15 protein-coding genes are annotated in these 20,995 nt (G+C 33.7%); 2 read left to right on the plus strand and 13 right to left on the minus strand.

The features are described 5' to 3' along the window. The 8 genes from BG262_RS01075 to BG262_RS01110 form a co-directional block, all read right to left on the minus strand. A partial coding sequence (locus BG262_RS01075) for a KxYKxGKxW signal peptide domain-containing protein (protein ID WP_173861955.1) occupies positions 1–1,253 on the minus strand: 1,253 nt, incomplete at its 3' end. 204 nt (positions 1,254–1,457) lie between these two features. Continuing rightward, positions 1,458–4,064, minus strand: a complete 2,607-nt coding sequence (gene clpB, locus BG262_RS01080) for an ATP-dependent chaperone ClpB (protein WP_070787047.1) — start codon at positions 4,062–4,064, stop codon at positions 1,458–1,460. Between the two features lie 217 nt (positions 4,065–4,281). After that, a complete protein-coding gene (locus BG262_RS10855) occupies positions 4,282–4,608 on the minus strand; it encodes a hypothetical protein (RefSeq protein ID WP_070787048.1) in 327 nt (108 codons plus the stop codon). A 225-nt stretch (positions 4,609–4,833) separates the two neighbouring features. Continuing rightward, a complete protein-coding gene (locus BG262_RS01090) occupies positions 4,834–5,340 on the minus strand; it encodes a COG2426 family protein (protein ID WP_070787049.1) in 507 nt (168 codons plus the stop codon). A gap of 71 nt (positions 5,341–5,411) precedes the next feature. Then, positions 5,412–6,692, minus strand: a complete 1,281-nt coding sequence (locus tag BG262_RS01095) for a hypothetical protein (protein ID WP_070787050.1) — start codon at positions 6,690–6,692, stop codon at positions 5,412–5,414. A 126-nt stretch (positions 6,693–6,818) separates the two neighbouring features. After that, positions 6,819–8,135, minus strand: coding sequence for a CitMHS family transporter (locus BG262_RS01100; RefSeq protein ID WP_070787051.1), 1,317 nt, complete (start codon positions 8,133–8,135; stop codon positions 6,819–6,821). A gap of 235 nt (positions 8,136–8,370) precedes the next feature. Continuing rightward, positions 8,371–11,055, minus strand: coding sequence for an aconitate hydratase AcnA (gene acnA, locus BG262_RS01105; RefSeq protein WP_070787052.1), 2,685 nt, complete (start codon positions 11,053–11,055; stop codon positions 8,371–8,373). Positions 11,056–11,106: 51 nt separating this feature from the next. Then, complete coding sequence (locus tag BG262_RS01110) at positions 11,107–12,423, minus strand: CitMHS family transporter (RefSeq protein WP_070787053.1); 1,317 nt, start codon at positions 12,421–12,423, stop codon at positions 11,107–11,109. Between the two features lie 194 nt (positions 12,424–12,617). Between BG262_RS01110 and BG262_RS01115 the strand changes: the two genes are divergently transcribed. Beyond that, complete coding sequence (locus tag BG262_RS01115) at positions 12,618–13,424, plus strand: GntR family transcriptional regulator (RefSeq protein WP_070787054.1); 807 nt, start codon at positions 12,618–12,620, stop codon at positions 13,422–13,424. 25 nt (positions 13,425–13,449) lie between these two features. Here BG262_RS01115 and BG262_RS01120 read toward each other — a convergent pair whose 3' ends face one another. Continuing rightward, positions 13,450–14,253, minus strand: coding sequence for an alpha/beta hydrolase (locus BG262_RS01120; protein ID WP_070787055.1), 804 nt, complete (start codon positions 14,251–14,253; stop codon positions 13,450–13,452). Positions 14,254–14,561: 308 nt separating this feature from the next. Here BG262_RS01120 and BG262_RS01125 point away from each other — a divergent pair, with 308 nt between their 5' ends. Further along, complete coding sequence (locus BG262_RS01125) at positions 14,562–16,085, plus strand: ABC-F family ATP-binding cassette domain-containing protein (RefSeq protein WP_070787056.1); 1,524 nt, start codon at positions 14,562–14,564, stop codon at positions 16,083–16,085. Between the two features lie 51 nt (positions 16,086–16,136). On the opposite strand, the gene purD is transcribed toward BG262_RS01125, so the two are convergent. The 4 genes from purD to purM form a co-directional block, all read right to left on the minus strand. Then, positions 16,137–17,387, minus strand: a complete 1,251-nt coding sequence (gene purD / locus BG262_RS01130) for a phosphoribosylamine--glycine ligase (RefSeq protein WP_070787057.1) — start codon at positions 17,385–17,387, stop codon at positions 16,137–16,139. Between the two features lie 437 nt (positions 17,388–17,824). Further along, on the minus strand, positions 17,825–19,369 hold the full coding sequence (purH, locus tag BG262_RS01135; protein ID WP_070787058.1) for a bifunctional phosphoribosylaminoimidazolecarboxamide formyltransferase/IMP cyclohydrolase: 1,545 nt from the start codon (positions 19,367–19,369) through the stop codon (positions 17,825–17,827). Positions 19,370–19,371: 2 nt separating this feature from the next. Further along, complete coding sequence (purN, locus tag BG262_RS01140) at positions 19,372–19,956, minus strand: phosphoribosylglycinamide formyltransferase (RefSeq protein ID WP_070787059.1); 585 nt, start codon at positions 19,954–19,956, stop codon at positions 19,372–19,374. Beyond that, a complete protein-coding gene (gene purM / locus BG262_RS01145) occupies positions 19,946–20,989 on the minus strand; it encodes a phosphoribosylformylglycinamidine cyclo-ligase (protein ID WP_070787060.1) in 1,044 nt (347 codons plus the stop codon). Before purM ends, purN begins: the two co-directional genes overlap by 11 nt. Positions 20,990–20,995 lie beyond the last annotated feature (6 nt).

The following is a 20,995-nucleotide window of genomic DNA, read 5'->3' on the forward strand; positions in this document are numbered from 1 at the left end:
GAACTTGTTGGTACTGTTGGCTCACTTGTACTTGAACTCGTTGGTACTGTTGGCTCACTTGTACTTGAACTCGTTGGTGCTGTTGGTGCACTTGTACTTGGTTCGGGAACAGGATCAACTTTGGGTTCTTCACCAACGATTATATAGGCAGACTGTACATTTCCAGAAGCATCTTTATAGTGGAATAGAACTTTCCTACCAGGTAAAACACTTAATGATGCTTGAATATCATAATTATTTCCAGATACAAGATTTTCACCTTTAAATATAATATGATATGTATTTTCAGAAGGTTCCGAATTTGATTTTATGTTTGTGTAAGAAGTTCTATATTCTACACCAGGAACAAGTTCTTTATACTTCATAAACTTTGGATCTTTAGAATCTGGAGTGTAGAAAATTTTTGCGTTATTATTTCCTTCAGTCTGTATTTCTTTATATTCCCACGTACCATTAGAATTTTTTTGTTCAAAAGTGATCATATCTCCAGCTTTATATTGACGATCTCCATCCAAATAATTAATATAACCCATTTTATTTTCATCTTCTTTTGCAGGAGAAATATTAATAGAAACTAAATCATCTTTAAATACTCTTGCTTCATAACCAAAAATTTTGACAGAATCGTTATCAACAAAGATATCTTTAGGATACAATCCTTTCAATTCTTGTAAATTAACTTTTTCTGAAATCAACCTAGCAGTTTCTACTTCTTCTTTTGCAACTTCTTTTTTATCTTGAGTTGTCGTTGAAGGTGATTTTACTTCTTTTGTTTCTTTTTTCACTTCAGATTTCGGTGTTTCTGAAGTTGATACTTCTTTTGTAGTTTCACTTGTCTTTGCTTCGGTAGTTGATACTTGCTCAATAGGTGTTTCAGACTTTGGCACTTCTGTTGTAGAAACTTCAGAAGTTGATTCAGCTAATTTGCTTTCTTCCACTGTTGAAACTGCCTTTTCAGAAGTAGGTGTAAGACTTGGCTCTTGAACTTTAGTTTCTACTTTAACCTCGGAAGTTGCTTGAACCGCAGTGGGAACCACCGACGAAGCAGCTTGCACTTTAGCAGAGCTGGATGTACTCGATGTTGAAACAGCAACATTTGGTTTTGTATTTGCTACACTCTCTAAAGTCTGAGCAATACCACCAATACTTGGTGCAAGTGTTCCTCCAATAACTAAAAACGTAACTGGTGCTGTAACCCAGAACTTACCTTTTTTAAATTGTTTGTAACGTTTCTTTTCTTCAATTTGTTTCATACTATAGTGTCCCTCCATTTTTATAACTATATATTATCATATATAGTTAATAAATCAAGAATAAACTTAATATATATGAATGTTATAAATAAATTAAAAAATCAAAAATTAAATTAAGTATATAATTCCAAAATTTATTGTGAAATCACTATGAAATTTTCAACAAAAAAACAAAATATCAAATGATATTTTGTTTTTTGTTATTTATTCAAATTCAGATGATGGTTCATTTGAGAATGAAAGTTCATTATCACCTAATGAAATTGTAACTTTTGTTTTTGGTTGAATTTTACCAGAAACAATTTCTTTTGCAAGTGGTGTTTCAACTTCTTTTGTTATGAAACGACGGAGTGGTCGAGCACCATACGCAGGTTCATATGAATTTTCGGCAATCCATGTTCTTGCATCATCTGTAATCTCAAGTTGAATTTCTTGATCTTCAAGTCTGTTAGAAAGTTGTTTAACAATCTTATTAACAATTCCTTTAACATCATCAAGACTAAGTGGTGTGAACAGAATTGTATCATCAATACGGTTTAAGAATTCTGGTTTGAAGTGAACTCGTAATTGTTCAAGTACTTCACTCTTAACATCATCAGGAATTTGACCATCAGGAGTCACTCCATCAAGAAGATACTGAGAACCAATGTTACTTGTCATGATAAGAATAGTGTTTTTAAAATCAACTACTTGGCCTCTTGAGTCAGTGAGACGTCCATCATCAAGTACTTGTAATAAAATGTTGAAAACATCTGGATGAGCTTTTTCAATTTCATCAAGTAAGATAACAGTATAAGGACTACGTCGAACTGCTTCAGTTAATTGACCACCTTCTTCAAACCCAACATATCCTGGAGGCGCTCCGACTAAACGAGACACTGAATGTTTTTCCATATATTCACTCATATCAATACGAACCATATGGTCTTCAGAATCAAATAAATCTTCAGCAAGTGCTTTCGCAAGTTCTGTTTTACCAACCCCAGTTGGACCTAAGAATAGGAATGAGCCTAGAGGACGGTTTGGATCTTGAAGACCTGCACGTGAACGGATAATTGAATCACTTACAGCATCAACAGCCTCATCTTGACCAATTACACGTTTATGGAGTGTTTCGTTTAACTTCATAAGTTTTTCTCGATCACCTTCAACAAGTTTAGAAACTGGAATACCAGTTAAACGACCAACTACATCGGCAATTTGATCTTCAGTAACTGATTCTTGTACCATTGAGTTGCTTGATGATTCTTTTGATTCAAGTTCTTTTAATTCTTTTTCAATTTTTGGAATTTCACCATGTTGTAAAATTGCTGCACGTTCCAAATCATAAGAAGATTGTGCATCTTCTAATTCATGCTTAGCTTTATCTAGTTCTGCACGTTTATTAGAAACTGCATTAACTGCTTCTTTTTCAGTTTCCCATTGCATCTTCATGTTATTTGCTTCTTCACGAAGTTCTGAAAGTTCTTCTTTTAAATTAGCAAGACGTTTTTTAGATGCATCATCAGTTTCTTTTTTAAGTGCTGATTCTTCAATTTCTAGTTGAAGAAGGCGACGAGTAACTTGGTCAAGTTCTGTCGGCATTGAATTCATTTCAACTTTAATATTAGCACAAGCTTCATCGACTAAATCGATTGCTTTATCTGGTAAAAATCGATCAGTAATATAACGATCTGATAAAGTTGCTGCTGCAACTAAAGCATTATCATGAATATTAACACCGTGATGAATTTCAAAACGCTCTTTTAATCCACGTAGAATTGATACTGTATCTTCAACAGACGGTTCTTTTACCAATACTTTTTGGAAACGACGTTCAAGCGCTTTGTCTTTTTCCATGTATTGACGATACTCATCAAGAGTTGTTGCACCAATTGTGTTGAGCTCTCCACGAGCAAGCATTGGTTTCAAGAGATTTCCTGCATCCATGCTTCCTTCTGTTTTACCAGCTCCTACAATATTATGGATTTCATCAATAAAGAGAATGATTTGACCATCTGATTTTGTAACTTCTTTAAGCACTGCTTTAAGACGTTCTTCAAATTCTCCACGGAACTTAGCTCCGGCAATCAATGCTCCCATATCAAGTGAAAAGATTTTTTTATCTTTCAAGTTTTCTGGCACATCACGACGAACAATACGTTGAGCTAAACCTTCTACAATGGCTGTTTTACCAACACCAGGTTCCCCAATTAATACTGGATTGTTCTTTGTTTTACGAGATAAAATACGGATTACATCACGAATTTCTTCGTCACGTCCAATAACTGGATCCATCTTCCCATTTTTTACTTGTTCGTTTAAATCAGTTGCATATTTTTCCAATGCTTCATATTGTTCTTCTTGGTTTTGTGAAGTCACACGCTCACCTCCTCTTAATTTTTCTATTGAAGTTTTAATTTCTTTTTCGTTTAACCCTTGACTAAGTAAATATTTAGTCAATTCGTTATTTTTAAGTTTCATCAATGCGAGGACTACTACTTCTGTAGCTAAAAAATCATCCCCAAATTCTTCTCTTATCTTATCTGCTTCATTAAACAGATTAAATAAATCTTGACTGATACTTTGACCATATTGAACATTCGTTCCAGATACAGTTGGTATAGAATCAAGCATTTTGTCTACTACTTTTTCAAAATCTTTAACATCTATTCCGTTATCAGTATAAAAGTTTCTTGCAAAATGATTAGGCTGTAAGAAAATTTTCCATAAATGAGCTATCTCAATATTTTGATTTTGCCTAGTTACAGCAATACCTTGAGCTTCCCCAAGTGCATTTTGCATAGTTGTTGTCATTTTTTCAATATTCATATTTAAATTATCTCCTTTTACTAGGATTAAGGTCTTATCTCAACCTTACAAATACAATTATAACGCTTTGGTCAAATTTGGTCAAACAATATGCTCAGAAATTTCTGACATTTATTAAACTTCACAAGCTAATTATAATAGCATAATCAGTAATAGTAAAATATTTACTGCGAAAATTTAAAAAAGTACATAGGGTTTACCTATGCACCTTTTAGTACTATTTATTTGATGAGTTAGAAGATTTAGAGCTATTGTTAGATTCTAAATCATTTTGTAATTTTGACTGTACTGATTTCACATAATCTGATATATCAGAAAGCTCTTTATCAAATTGTCCTTCAGCATTATCATCATACTTACCAACTTCTCTAAGTGCTTTTTTGATTTCATGAATTGCTTTTTTTTCATCAATCCATTCTCTAAAAGAGTGAGATTTACCATCAACTGAAAGTTTAGTATAGTCTGCGACAGTTGAGTCTAAATCTTTAATTGTAGCTGCAATTTTATCTAATACTTTTTCTTGTTTTTCATCATAAGTAGCCATTTTAGTCTCCTTCTTTCTAAAAATAAAAGTGAAATACTTCTGCAATTGTTGTTACAAGATTTATTATAGTCTATTTGTTTTTTTAAAACAAAAAATTACTGCATTTTTTTATTACTATCAAGAATTATTTTTTAGAATTAAGTTCAAGTTTTTTAACTTTCCCCTTTATCAGTACAATATGCTAAATATGAAAAATAAAAACATCAATCAAATGATGTCTTCATCTTATACATGGTGTACTAAATCCGGTAGTAAATATGCAAGAACTAACATAATAATTGCTGATAGTACTACTCCTAGAAAAATTACAGGAAGTGATTTTTTTGGATTAAGACCTAAAAGCGCTGCTATAAGAGCACCAGTCCATGCGCCAAATCCTGGTAAAGGAATGGCTACAAAAATCAACAGACCTAGATTAAGACTATTGGGATGGTTTTTCTTAAGTTTTTCACCACCAGAACGTCCTTTTTCTACTATTTTTTGTGATAATTTTTTAATAGGCCCATGAAGACTTAAAAAGTCTAAAATTTTCTCAATGAAAAAGATAATGAAAGGTACAGGAAGCATCGTCCCTAGAATAGCAATTGGTGTAGCAGTATACCAAGGAACATGCATTAGGCTTGCTGCTACTAATCCACCACGTAACTCCAATACTGGTAATACTGAAATTATAAATACAATAACTTCTGGGCTTAAATGATTTTCTAAAAATGATATAACTGTTTGAACCATGAAATCCTCTTTTCTAAGTTTTTATTATGGAATAAAAATGCAAAATTGTAAAGAAGAATATATTTCCTTTACTATATATCATACACCATTTGTCTTCCTAAGTAGATTCCACTTGCTGCAGCATGACTCAAAGAATAGGTTACTCCCGAACAATCCCCAACAAAATATAGTCCTTCTACGCTAGATTGAAAGACAGGGTCTGTTTTAATTTTCGGGGAATGAAATTTGATGTCAATCCCATATAAAATTGAATTTCCTTCAATATCCTCGTCAAGTAATTCATCTAACTCATGCAGAAACCCTTTTGTATCATTTAATAAATCTTCGGGTAAATAATTATATAAATCTGACTCCCGATAATTCATACTTTTACTTATTGTATTTTTTTCCTTAAAATATGGATCAAAATCTGAAAGTTTTTGACCTATAAGTTCATCACTAGCTTTATTAATTTTTTCCATCATATTGTTTAAGTAATTCAATAGATGCGGCTCACCCTCAAAATAATATGGTTTAAATAAACAAAAATTCAAGTTATCACTTAGCTCTCCTTCACGGTAGTTCTGCCCATCAGCTAGAGAAAAACCCAACATTTTCTTTGGTATGATATTCCCATTTTTATTCATACAATAAGTGTAAAGATCCTTGTAGAGCATTTTGACCTCTAAATCATCTCCTAAGATTTGATTAAGTTGATTTGAAGGCATCTCCATCCTTAGTCCAAAATCTACACGAGATTTTTCCTTAGTAAGTTGAAATTTATCTGATAAATTTGTTACAAAGTCACTGTTTATACCTGTAGCAATAATTAAATTTCTTGATATTATTGAATTTTCAACTCCTTCAATTTTTATTAGAAATTTTGAATTCTTTTTTTCAATTCCTAAAATATTTACTGAATTTATCACTTGAGTATTATTTTCCACCAAATAATTAAATATATTTTTTATAACTTCTTTTGATAACTTCCTACCAAGATGTTTTACCTTGTTATCAATAAAACGTATTTCACTTTCATCTGGTGCTTGAAAATAATGGCTCTGATAATTCAAGCTATCTTTCCCGTTAAATTCATTTAGATATTCTTCAACCTTTGATAAACAATAAGTAGTATTTTGAAGACCGATTTTATCAACTAAATCACCTCCGAAATCTACCGAAAAATTATATTTTCCTTCTGAGATTCCAAGACCTCCAAATCCATTATATACATCACTTTCAGTCCTATTATCAAATGATGGACCTTTTTCAATGATTAAAATTTTTACTCCAGGCTTTTCTTTTATAATTTCAATGGCTGTAAAAAGTCCACTAACTCCTGCGCCAATAATGGTAAAATCATATTCGTTCATTTGTAAACCTCTGCCTAACATACGTGTTTACTGTTTATTTTAATTCAATTAATCCATTATTACAAGAATCAAAAAACACGGAATTATCCGTGCTTGTAGTTATTGATAAAACATTAATTGTTATCACTAGATTTTAAATGGCATTAAACCAAATAGCACTGCTACTACTAAATAAACGATGAATAATCCGATTGCCCATAATGCACTCTTCTTTTGCCATTGTCCCATGTCTACATCTGTTAAGCGAAGTAATACATAAATGAATGGTACTAATGGACTCAATAAGTGGAAGGCTTGACCAATTAATGAAGCAAATCCTAATTGTAATGGTGTGAATCCATAGTTTACTCCCGCTTCTGCTAGTACTGGTAGTACTCCATAGTAGAAGGCATCGTTTGATAGGAAGAATGTTCCTGGTGCTGATAGAAAGGCAACAACCAAGCCCCAATATGATCCCCATGATGCTGGAATTACTGATGATAAACTTGTCGCAATTGCTTTGTCCATTCCTGTTCCAGCAAGGATACCCATGAAGATTCCTGCTGCGATTACTACCATGGCTACTTGTCCACCATCTGGTAAGTTAGCTTCAATACGAGCACGTTGATCTGATAGTTTTGGATAGTTAATCATTAATCCAAGTGCTGTTGCTACGATAAAGATGATTGCTGATGGAACAATTCCCCAGATTAATAATACGATTACTGCCGTTGTTAAGACAAAATTAATAAATAGTTTCTTAGGTTGGCGGATTGCTAATAACTCTGGATCTGAGATTGTTGTCATTTCTTGGATTTGTTCGTCCGTGAAATGAGTTACTCCTAAACGTTTCCGTTCACTACGACCCATAATGTAAGCTACACCAATCATGTAGATTGTACCAAAGATAATAATTGGAACTAAGCCACGAAGAACTTCTGATTCGTTTAGATTCAATACAGTAATTACACGGGCTGTTGGTCCTCCCCATGGTAATAGGTTTAGGACTGAGTGAGAAAGAATTGTAAGAACTGCTAAATCTAGCATTTTCATATGAAGCTTCTTATAAATTGGAACGAATGCTGAACACACGATAATCATTGTAGTTGTTCCATCACCATTAAGAGATACACCTGCTGATAAGAAAACTGTCGCAAGCATTACTTTTAATGGATCACCCTTAGCGTATTTAATCATTGCGTTAGACAATGGATCAAACAAGCCTGCATCAATCATTAGTGTAAAGAATAATACCGCGAATAAAAGCATGATTGCTGTAGGACCTGTTTTCTTTAGTCCTTCAAATGCTGCCTTACCTAAGTCAATGTTCCATAATCCCATTAATTGACCTACTATACCAAATAATAATGGTACGGATGCAAGTGCAACAAATGGACTTAACTTTTTAGTCATGATCAGAATCATGAACACAACGATAAGAGCATAAGCCATAAATGTTACCATAAATAAATCCTCCTTCTATGTCACATAATATAACATAGAAAATTGTATAAAAATATAAATATTTTTTCAAATATTTAGACAATTTTTTTATTATTAAAAATAAAATACATAAAACCTATATTACAAAAGGATTTTATCGTGATTTGTTTAACAATACCAATTTTTGCAAAAGAACACAAAAAAACATATTTATACAAAAAGACATGGAAGTATGTCGACTTCCACGCCCTATATGTTACTTGTGTTGACGTACTTTTTCATCTAGTACAGTATTTAAGATTCCACCATCGTGATAGAATTTAATCTCTGTTTCAGAATCAAATCTTGATAGAGTATCAAATTCGATTGTTGTTCCATCTTCTCTTCTAGCAATAACTTTAACAATTTGCTTCGGTGTTGGATTATCACCAAGAAGAATTTCGAAATTTTCTTTTCCAGTTAAACCAAGGCTATCAGCAGTTTGACCATTAATATATTCAAGTGGTACAACTCCCATCATAACAAGGTTTGAACGATGAATTCTTTCATAAGATTCAACAATTACTGCCTTAACTCCAAGAAGTTTAACACCTTTGGCCGCCCAGTCACGCGATGATCCCATACCGTAGTCTTTGCCTGCTAAAATTACAAGTTCTTGCTTATCAGCCAAATACTTTTCACTGGCATTAAAGATTGGAATTATTTCTTCTGTTGGAAAATAATCCGTCCAACTTCCTTCCTTGCCATCAGCTAAATCGTTATGAAGTCTTGTATTTGCTAGTGTTCCTCTTGTCATTACATGATGATTTCCACGACGTGAACCATAAGAGTTGAAATCTTTAGGAGCAACTCCATGTTCCTTCAAGTATTCACCCGCTGCTGATTTAATGGCAATAGATCCTGCTGGTGAAATATGGTCAGTTGTGACAGAATCCCCTAGTTTAGCTAAAGCTAGTAGACTTTCAAGTTTTGGTAATTCAACAATTCCTTTTACTTGATCATCAAAATATGGTGGATTAGCTATATAAGTTGACTCTGGATTCCAAGGAAATGTTGGTGAATCAACAACTTCTAGATTATTCCATTCTTCTGTTCCTGAGAAAATATTCTCATATGATTTACGGTAATTTTCAGATGTGACAAATTTACTTACATAATCATTGATTTCATCACTTGTTGGCCAAATATCTTTTAGGTAGATATCTTTTCCATCACTAGATTTACCGATGACGTCCGTTTGAAGATTCATTCTCAAATTACCAGCAAGTGCATAAGCAATTACTAAAATTGGAGAGGCAAGATAATTTGCTTTAATCAAAGGATGGACACGACTTTCAAAGTTTCTATTTCCACTCAAGACTGCCCCAGATACCAAATCGTTATCAATGATAGCTTGTTCTATTGTAGCATCAAGTGGACCAGAATTTCCGATACATGTTGTACATCCGTAAGCAATTATGTTAAAGCCAAGTTTATCAAGATAAGGTGAAAGTCCAGCTTCTTCAAGATATCTTGTTACTGCCTGAGAACCTGGCGCAAACGATGTCTTAACTTTTGGATCTATTGTTAGACCGAGTTCTACCGCTTTTTTAGCTAGAAGACCTGCGCCAATCAATACTGATGGGTTTGAAGTATTTGTACAGCTTGTTATTGCTGCAATTAAAACATCCCCTGTCTTTAGCTCATCTTTTTGTCCGTCAAGTTCAATTGGAATCACTTTGTCAAATTCAGTTTCCGTTAACCCAAAACCATGATTACCTAGAGGAGCTGTAATTGTTTTTTTAAATTCTGACGATAGATGAGATAACTCTACCATATCTTGTGGACGCTTGGGACCAGCAAGGTTGGTAGTGATTTTCGCTAGATCTATCTCAATTACTTCAGTATATTCGATATTGCTTTCTTCATCAGCATTATAGAATAGATGATTTTCATGCATGTAGTCTTCAATGTTAGCGATGTCATCTTCTTTTCGACCAGTTAAATGAAGATAATTAATTGTCTCAGCATCTACTGGGAAGAAGCCACATGTTGAACCGTATTCAGGAGCCATATTTGAAATAGTTGCTCTATCAGGAAGAGGTAAAGTTTCATAACCTGGACCAAAATACTCGATGAATTTTCCTACAACATTTCTTTCACGCAATACTTGAGTTACTTTTAGCGCCAAATCCGTAGCAACAATTCCTGATGGAAGTTGATTTATAAAACGCACTCCAATAACTTGTGGGATTGAAAATACTGAAGGTTCGCCCAACATACAAGCTTCTGCTTCAATACCCCCAACTCCCCAACCAAGAACTCCTAGACCGTTAATCATGGTTGTATGAGAATCTGTTCCAAAAACACTATCTGGAAAATAAGTATTCTCTTTCTCATTGTATTGAACAACCGGTGACAAATATTCAATATTAATTTGGTGAATAATACCTGTATCTGGTGGAATTGCTCTAAAATTAGTAAATGATTTTTGAGCCCATTTTAGAAGCTCATATCTTTCAGAATTTCTTTCAAATTCTTTTTTAATATTATAAGCCATTGCAGCTGGATTTCCGGCTTGGTCCACTTGAACTGAATGGTCAATTACTAAATCAACAGGAATTTCTGGGTTAATGTCTTCAGGGTTTAAACCCAATTCCTTGGCTGCATCACGCATTGAAGCGATATCTACAACACAAGGTACTCCCGTATAGTCCTGTAATAAGATTCTTGCAGGATAAAATGCAATATCGTCTCCAGCATTATCTTTCCAGTTAAAAATCTTATTTGCATTTTTCTCAAGCTCTTCATCTGATGAAGCTTTACGAAGAATATTTTCAAGTAAGATTCTAATACTATATGGTAAAGTCGATAAATCTTTCCCATAAGATTGAGCAAATTCTTTTAAATTGTAGAATTTACCTTCATTTTTTAATGTTGATATAAAATTTTCTTTTTTCAAGATGGTAAGCCTCCTAGCTTCTTCTCTTCTGTACTATTAACTAACTAATAATTAAACTTTAAATGGCATTAAACCAAATAAGATTGCTACTACCAAATAAACGATGAATAATCCGATTGCCCATAATGCACTCTTCTTTTGCCATTGTCCCATGTCTACATCTGTTAAGCGAAGTAATACATAGATAAATGGTACTAATGGACTCAATAAGTGGAAGGCTTGACCAATTAATGAAGCAAATCCTAATTGTAATGGTGTGAATCCATAGTTTACTCCCGCTTCTGCTAGTACTGGTAGTACTCCATAGTAGAAGGCATCGTTTGATAGGAAGAATGTTCCTGGTGCTGATAGGAAAGCAACAACCAAGCCCCAATATGAGCCCCATGATGCTGGAATTACTGATGATAGACTTGTCGCAATCGCTTTGTCCATTCCTGTTCCAGCAAGGATTCCCATGAAGATTCCTGCTGCTATTACTACCATAGCTACTTGTCCGCCATCTGGTAAGTTAGCTTCAATCCGAGCACGTTGATCTGATAGTTTTGGATAGTTAATCATTAATCCAAGTGCTGTTGCTACGATAAAGATAATTGCTGATGGAACAATTCCCCAGATTAATAATACGATTACTGCCGCTGTTAAGACAAAATTAATAAATAGTTTCTTAGGTTGGCGGATTGCTAATAACTCTGGATCTGAGATTGTTGTCATTTCTTGGATTTGTTCGTCCGTGAAATGAGTTACTCCTAAACGTTTGCGTTCACTACGACCCATAATGTAAGCTACACCAATCATGTAGATTGTACCAAAGATAATAATTGGAACTAAGCCACGAAGGACTTCTGATTCATTTAGATTCAATACAGTAATTACACGAGCTGTTGGTCCTCCCCATGGTAATAGATTTAAGACTGAGTGAGAAAGAATTGTAAGAACTGCTAAATCTAGCATTTTCATATGAAGTTTCTTATAGATTGGAACGAAGGCTGAACATACGATGATCATTGTTGTTGTTCCATCTCCATTAAGAGATACACCTGCTGATAAGAATACTGTCGCAAGCATTACTTTTAATGGATCACCTTTAGCGTATTTAATCATTGCGTTAGACAATGGATCAAACAAGCCTGCATCAATCATTAGTGTAAAGAATAATACCGCGAATAAAAGCATGATTGCTGTAGGACCTGTTTTCTTTAGTCCTTCAAACGCTGCCTTACCTAAGTCAATGTTCCATAATCCCATTAATTGACCTACTATACCAAATAATAATGGTACGGATGCAAGTGCAACAAATGGACTTAACTTTTTAGTCATGATCAGAATCATGAACACAACGATAAGGGCATAAGCCATAAATGTTACCATAAATAAATCCTCCTTCTTTTATGTTAAATATAGCACATATACCAATTGAAAGCGCTTCTTTTTTTGTTTTTGAGTTGTACTCCTTGTTTTTCTGTTGTTTTTTTATAAACAAGATGAATGCGTTTTTTAATTGTGATAAAATAGTAATAGCTTCTATGGCTCAAATGTTTAATTTTAAAAAGGGGGAAATTAAATTGAGTGATTTTAATTACAAAAATGAATTAGTAAATAAGATAAATTTCAAACAGCATAAGCCATTATCTGATATCGTTTATGATGCTCTTAAGGGTGCGATTTTAGATGGAACAATCCCCTTAGGAGAGAGAATTAACGAAAACTATTTAGCAGAGCTCCTTTCAATTTCAAGAACCCCAATTAGAAAAGCTGTAAAAAAATTAACCGAAGAAGGTTTGACAGAATCAATTCCACAATATGGTACTGTAATCAAATACGTATCAACAGATAAGATTGACGAAATTTATAAGATCAGATTAGCTTTAGAGTTGATACTGCACCAAGAGGTCTTAAAAAATATAAATGAAATTGAATTGGAACAATTGAAAAGCTACTCTAAAGACATGGTTAAGTATGAAGAAAAAGATGACCTAATTCATCTTGGAGAAGTCTTGAATGAATTTAATGATAAGATTTCTGAAATTGCTAAAATGAGTACTTTAAACATACTTTTAGATGAGTTAAATACTTATTTTAAAAACTTTCGTAACTTTTCTTTTGCCTCAAAAGAAAGACGAAATTTGGCAACTAAAGAACATGCAATGATTATCAGAGCTATTGAAGCTAAAGATATTAGTGTTTTAAACAAAGTTGTAAGTAAACATATACAAAATGCACATAGTGCTGCCTTGAATACTTTTGTAAGAAATGAAAATTCTTACATAAAAAATAATATTGAAAAAAACAATGTAAAAATTTCATGCGATAATCTAAAATGTCCTATTCATAACCATAATAAAAAAGGTAATTCATCCATAAATGGATAAATTACCTTTTTTATTATAAATTTGATTATTCTCTAACTAAAGATTCAGCATATTTAACAACTTTTTTGTTAAATAAAAGCTCAACATGTCCCGCTTCACTTTTATTACCTTTAAATTCTTTATAATGGATATTGTTTCTTGGATATAACTGCTCCGACTCCTTTATAGTTGCTAGAGTTACGATTGTATCATTATTTTCGCCGTTTACATTTCCATAAATATTATACAGCTGGACGTTTCTAGGTATTCCATTGGTATTTTTTTTCCAGGCTTTAAGATAGTCACTTTCTTTTGTATCATCTGCATTAGCATATGAGACATTATTATAAGGTGCAGCAATAGCAACAATCTTATTAATATTGAAGTATTTAACTGGCTTAACTTGAGTGAAATAACTTGTCAGTGCAACAGTTCCATTACTATGTCCAATAAAATTCACATTAGAAATATTATATTTATTTTCCAGATATTCAAAAGCTGATTGTAAATAGCTTGATTGTCGAACCATAGAATCAATATCCTCACCAGCATCCGAAAAGGCAATTACAATATTTTTTATATCAGATGGTTTTAATTTAACTTTTTGTAACTCAGTAACATTATTTTTTTCATCAATATTAATTTTGAGTATATCTTCTTGTTTTATTTTTGCAATTTCAAAATAACCGTCAAGACTACCCACTGTACCAGAAGTTCCAGGGACATAAATAGTTGGAATTTCTTTTTTGAGAGATGATTTTGATGACATTTTTATACCGTAAACTAAAACTCCAACTATTAGTACTATGATGATGATACTTAAACTATTTTTTTTATCAATTTTTTTCATATTATTCCTCTTATTCCTCAAAAAATAATATAACACATTTCTAAAAATAATACAGTATTAGACATCGAGATATTTTTATGTTATTCTGTATAATTGAGGTATACGACTTATGAGAATGAAAACATATTTAAAATTTATTAGAAAAGCAGCTCTTGACATAAGATAATGGTGAAGCATTGTTAAGAGCCTTATATAAAAGCTTCATCAGAAATTGGTGTTTTTTCTTGTACCCAATTTTTGATGAAACATGAAGCTACGAAGACAATGAATTCGTAGCTTTTTATATGCATTAAAGAAAGGAAAATAAAATGTTAAAATTAACCAACATAAGCCAACAATTTGGTGATAAAATATTATATCAAGATTTAAATTTACAAGTAAACAAAGGGGAACATGTAGGTCTTATTGGACAAAATGGTGCCGGAAAATCTACCTTAATAAAGATCATTACCGGTGAAGTACTTCCAGATGATGGAAATGTATATTTTCCACCAAGCATGCAACTGGGCTACTTAGACCAGTATGTAGAAGTTGATGAAAACTTGACAATCATGGAGTTTTTACAAACAGCTTTTCAAAAAGACTTAGATAAAGAAAAACAAATTAATCAACTATATATTGATTATGCTGAAAATATGGATGACAAACTTTTAAATAAGGCTGGAGAACTTCAAAATCAATTAGACCAAGGCGATTTTTATCAAATGGATACGTTGATTCACGAAATGGCAACTGGTCTTGGAATTGATGTTTTAGGACTTGATACAAGTCTCAAAAATCTAAGTGGTGGTCAAAGATCAAAGGTTATTCTAGCAAAACTTTTGCTTGAAAAGCCAGATACTCTTATACTTGACGAACCAACTAACCACCTCGACGATACTCATGTTGAATGGTTAACTGAATTTCTTAAAAATTTCGATGGTACTTTCCTCGTAATTTCACATGATAGAAATTTCCTAAATGAAATAACCACTCACATTGCAGATATTGAGTTTGGCAAACTGACTAAATATACTGGTAATCTTGATAAATCACTTAAACAAAAAGAAGTAAACCGTGAATCATATATTAGAAATTACGAATCACAAAAGAAACATATCGAAAAAACCGAGGCCTATATTAGAAAATATAAGGCAGGATCTCGTTCTACAATGGCCAAAAGTCGTGAAAAGCAGCTTGATAAAATTGAACGTCTCACTCCTCCAGACCATACTGCAAAAGCAAACTTTAACTTCCCATATAGAGAGATTGTAACTACTCTTGCACTCACCACCGATGAGCTATCAATAGGGTATGAAAAACCTCTTCTTGATCCAATCAATTTAACGATTCGTTACGGTGAAAAAGTTGCTATTAAGGGATTCAATGGTATTGGTAAATCTACACTTTTAAAGACACTTTTAGGTGTTATACCTAGTCTTTCTGGTGAATTTGCCTTTCCAGCAAAAACTTCAATTAGCTACTTTTCTCAGGATTTAGATTGGGACTCTCCAATGCAAAGTCCTCTACAATATTTAAGTAATTTATATCCAAAAGCTACTATCAAGGATTTAAGAGGGGAATTATCACGTGCAGGTCTTGTCAATGAATTAGCCCAGGAACCACTTAAACGACTTAGTGGTGGCGAACAAACTAAGGTAAAACTTGCCCAAATGACAATGGATGAATCTAACTTTTTAATGTTAGATGAACCAACCAATCACATTGACCATGAAACTAAAGAAAGTTTAAAAGAAGCAATCGAAAAATTTCCAGGAACCGTAATTATCGTTTCCCATGAGCAAGATTTCTACGAAGATTTTGTAGATCGTATCATTGATATAGCTGAATAATATATTGTTCCAAAAAAGTTCCCTAAAATCTCTTGATTTCAGGGAACTTTTTTATTTTGCTTTATCTCCAATATCATTTCGATAAAACATATCTGGTAATGAAACTTCTTTTAGGGCAGAATAAATTTTATTTTGTGCATCTTCAAGTGAATTTCCTGAAGCTTCTACAAGGAATATTCTTCCACCACTTGATACTAATTTATCATCTTCTCTTGCGACCCCTGCATAATATACTTGGATATCTGGATTATCAAATTTTGGAATTTCCATCCTTTTTTTATAATCATTTGGGTAGCCATCTGCTGCCACGACGACACCAAGTGTTATGTCATCATTCCATTCTATTTGGGGAACCCTATCATTTAATAGGTCATCAATAATTTGAGCAAGTGATGAATCAAGTCTTGGTAAAACAACTTGTGTTTCAGGATCTCCAAATCGAGCATTGAATTCAATAACTTTTGGTCCATCAGTAGTTGCAATCAAGCCAGCATACAAAATTCCTGTAAATTCTTTACCATCTAGTAGCATTCCATTTGCTGCAGGTTTTAATACCGTTTCAACTGCGGTATCAACCATTGATTGAGGAATTTGAGGTACTGGAGAATATGCTCCCATACCACCAGTATTCGGTCCCTTATCACCATCAAATGCTCGTTTGTGGTCTTGTGAAATTACCATTGGATACACATCTGCACCTTTAACAAAGGCAAGAAGTGAAAACTCTTCACCAGCCAGAAATTCTTCGATAACAACTTTAGCACCAGACTGTCCAAATTTGTTACTTTCAAGCATATCTTCGACTGCTTCAATAGCTTGGTCTTCTGTTTCAGCTACTACTACACCTTTACCAGCAGCCAACCCATCTGCCTTAATAACTATAGGAGCGCCTTGAGATTTGATATAATCTTTGGCTTCATTAAGGTCGGTAAAGGTTTTATATGAACCAGTAGGTATATCGTATTTATCCATTAATTGTTTGGCAAAATCCTTTGAACCTTCAATTTGAGCTGCTGCTTTTCTAGGACCAAAAATTTTCAATCCTTCTTTTTCAAAATCATCTACAATACCATTCGCAAGTGGAATTTCAGGACCAACAAATGTCCAATCAATTTCGTTTCTTTGGACAAATTCAATTAATGAGGAATGGTCATCTTCAGCAATATCTAGAATCTTAATTCCATCTTCAACCATACCCGGATTACCCTTAGCACAGTATACTTCTTGAACTTTATCATCTTCAAGAAGTTTTTTTGCTATAGCATGTTCTCGACCACCACTACCAATAACAAGTAATTTCACTCATTCTCCATTCTATTTAATATTAATAAAAACAGTCATTTTAACGCTTCTTTTGTTGTCATGCTTCAACTCCTAGAATTTTCAACATAAGTATGTTTACAGCTTTGAACAGCGTTCAAAGTCAATAAACTGTAAATCTACCTTATGCTCAAATTCTGACCAGTCATTTCAGCACTTCTTTTTTGTCATGCTATTTCCTCCTAGCATTCTTCTCGTAAGAGATCATCCAGCTCCAAACAAAAGAGTTTGGAGTAAATATACTGCATGATCTCTTACTTTCAAATGCTTAACAGTCGGAATAGCACTTCCTCTTTGTCGTGTTTCGTCTTACAGAATCTATTTAATTGCCTCGCAAACGGCTATGAACTTCGTTAATAGTTAATGAACCGTGTGCTCACCTATTAATTGATTCTTAACGTTCGACTGCACACTTCTTCTTAATGTCTGAAGTGTCTTACATCGGTAAAGATCATTGCGATTCCATATTTGTTTGCCATATCGATTGAATCTTGATCTTTGATTGAACCACCTGGTTGGATAATTGCTTTAATTCCATGTTCTCCTGCAAACTCTACACTGTCATTCATTGGGAAAAAGGCATCACTAGCAAGTACTGCTCCTTCAAGTTTACCAGCTTCCTGTGCTTGATTAATGGCAATTTTAACTGAACCAACACGATTCATTTGTCCAGCACCGATACCGACTGTTTGTTCTTTATTTGCAAGCAAAATAGCATTTGATTTAACATGCTTAACTGCATTCCATGCAAATTCTAAAGCTTCCAACTCTTCGTTTGTTGGTTGACGGTCAGTCACAACGTGCCAATCTTGAATTTTATCAGCATGAGGAAGGTCCTGTTCTTGAACCAATAGACCACCCAAGACAGAAACATACTCTTTTTCTCTAGTTACAGTGTTTGTGAAATCAAGAGTCAAAAGTCTAACATTTTTCTTTTTAGTAAGAACTTCCAAAGCTGCATCAGTAAATTCTGGAGCAATAATAATTTCTAAGAAAATTTTACTCATTTTTTTTGCAGTTTCTACATTAACTGGACGATTTAGAACAATAATCCCTCCAAAAATTGAAATTGGGTCTGCATCAAAGGCAAAATCGAATGCTTGATCAATATCAGAAGCAGTTCCGATACCACATGGGTTCATATGTTTAAGAGCAACTACAGTTGGTTTACTGTATTCACGCGCAATACGTAGAGCTGCATCAGCATCCTTAATATTATTGTAAGATAATTCCTTACCATGTAACTGCTCAGCTTGAGCGATTGAATAAGGTGTTGGGAGTTGATTCTTATAAAAAGCTGCTTTTTGATGTGAATTCTCACCATAGCGTAAATTTTGTTTTAAGTCATATGAACGTGTTAATTTTTCAGGAGTTTCAAGACCAACCAAGTCTGTTAAATATTCAGAAATCAAAGCATCATAAGCTGCAGTATGTCTAAATGATTTTGCAGCTAATTTTTTCCTTGTTTTAAGGGTAGTAACCCCCTCTTCCTTAAGTTCTTTAAGCACTTGTTCATAATCAACTGGGTCAACTAGAACTGTCACAGCATCACTATTTTTAGCAGCAGAGCGAATCATACTCGGTCCACCAATATCAATATTTTCAATTGCTTCTGCCTCTGTAACTCCATCTTTTTGAATTGTTTCTTTAAATGGATAAAGGTTAACGACTACTAAATCAATCGGTTTGATATCATGGTCTTCCATTGCCTTAACATGATCTTCATTATCTCTTTTCGCAAGAAGTCCACCGTGAATTTTGGGATGTAAAGTTTTAACACGACCATCCATCATTTCTGGAAATTCCGTTACACTATCAATTGCAATCGTTGCAAGACCTGCATCATCTAGTGCTTTTTTTGTTCCCCCAGTTGAAATAATTTCAAAACCTAAATTTGCTAATTCTTCAGCAAATTCTACGATTCCTGCTTTATCTGATACGCTAATTAGTGCTCTTTTAGACAATTTTATTCTCCCTTATTAATTAATTTCGCTAAAGTGTCTGGATATATAATATGTTCAGTCTGATGAATCTTTGCTTCTAAACTTTCTAAATCATCATCAGGTGCAATATCGACTACTGCTTGATTAATGATTTTACCGGTATCAATTCCTGAATCTACATAATGGACTGTCACACCTGTGTATTTAACCCCATAATTAAAGGCGTCCTCAATACCATGAAGTCCAGGAAATGATGGTAGAAGCGAAGGATGTATATTAATAATTCTTTGTGGAAATGCAGCTAATAGTTCATTACCTATCAGGCGCATATAGCCAGCAAGTATCAAAATATCAATCTGATTTTCCTTTAAAATTCTTAGTAGTTCTTGCTCATATTCTAGCTTTGAAGAAAAATCCTTAATCATAAATGAAGTAAAAGGTATTTTATGATTTTTTGCTCTTTCAAGAACATAAGCATCTGGTTTGTCAGAAAATACTAATTCTACACTGCAGTTAATTCTTCCTTCTTCAACCGCTTGGATAATTGCCTCAAAATTGCTACCATTTCCTGATGCTAAAACAGCAACTCTTTTTAAACTATTCCCCATGAAAAATTACCTGTTTATCATCTTCTTTTTTCACAACATTACCAATTTCATAGAAATCGGAGTTTATAGCATTTAATTTTGCTTCTACTTCTTCAATTTTAGATTCGTCAATTGATAGAACCATACCGATTCCCATGTTGAAGATTTCGTACATTTCCATACTTGGAATTTGACCAAATTTCTCTAAGGCTTTGAAAACTGGTAGAACTGGCCATGAACCAAGTTTAATTTCAGCTGCTAAATCTTCAGGAAGCATGCGAGGAATATTTTCTACAAAACCACCGCCTGTGATATGTGAGATTCCATTTACTAACTCTTCTTTAACTAGAGGAAGTAGGTAATTGACATAAATTTTTGTTGGTTTGAGTAGTTCTTCAGCTACACTCAATCCTTTGAGTTCTTCTGGTCTATCAGAGCCCTTGAAATCATTGGTTTGGAAGAAAACTTTTCTAACGAGTGAATATCCATTTGAATGAACTCCGGTAGACGGGAGCCCAATAAGGATATCTCCTTCTTTAATCTTTTCTCCTGTGATCAACTGAGATTTTTCGGCAACGCCGACAGCAAAACCTGCCAAATCATAATCTTCTTGATCATACATACCAGGCATCTCAGCAGTTTCACCACCGATAAGAGCTGCTCCCGCTTGAACACATCCCTCAGCAACTCCAGCTACTACCTGTTCAAGACGTGCTGGGACATTTTTCCCAGTCGCAATGTAATCAAGGAAATAAATAGGTTCAGCACCCTGAGCTACGATATCATTAACACACATTGCCACACAGTCAATACCGATAGTATCATGTTTGTCTTCTTGAATGGCAAGCATCAATTTTGTGCCGACTCCATCAGTTCCTGACACTAAAACTGGTTCTTTAAGGTCAAATTGACTAATATCAAAGCAGCCACCAAATCCACCAAGTGCTCCCATAACACCCTTACGTTCTGTTCTCTTAGCGTGTTTTTTAATTCTTTCAACTACCTCATAGCCAGCTTCAACGTCAACACCAGCTTTTGCATATTCATTTGCCACGTTTTT

The sequence above is a fragment of the Floricoccus penangensis genome, assembly GCF_001832885.1.
Taxonomy (GTDB): domain Bacteria; phylum Bacillota; class Bacilli; order Lactobacillales; family Streptococcaceae; genus Floricoccus; species Floricoccus penangensis.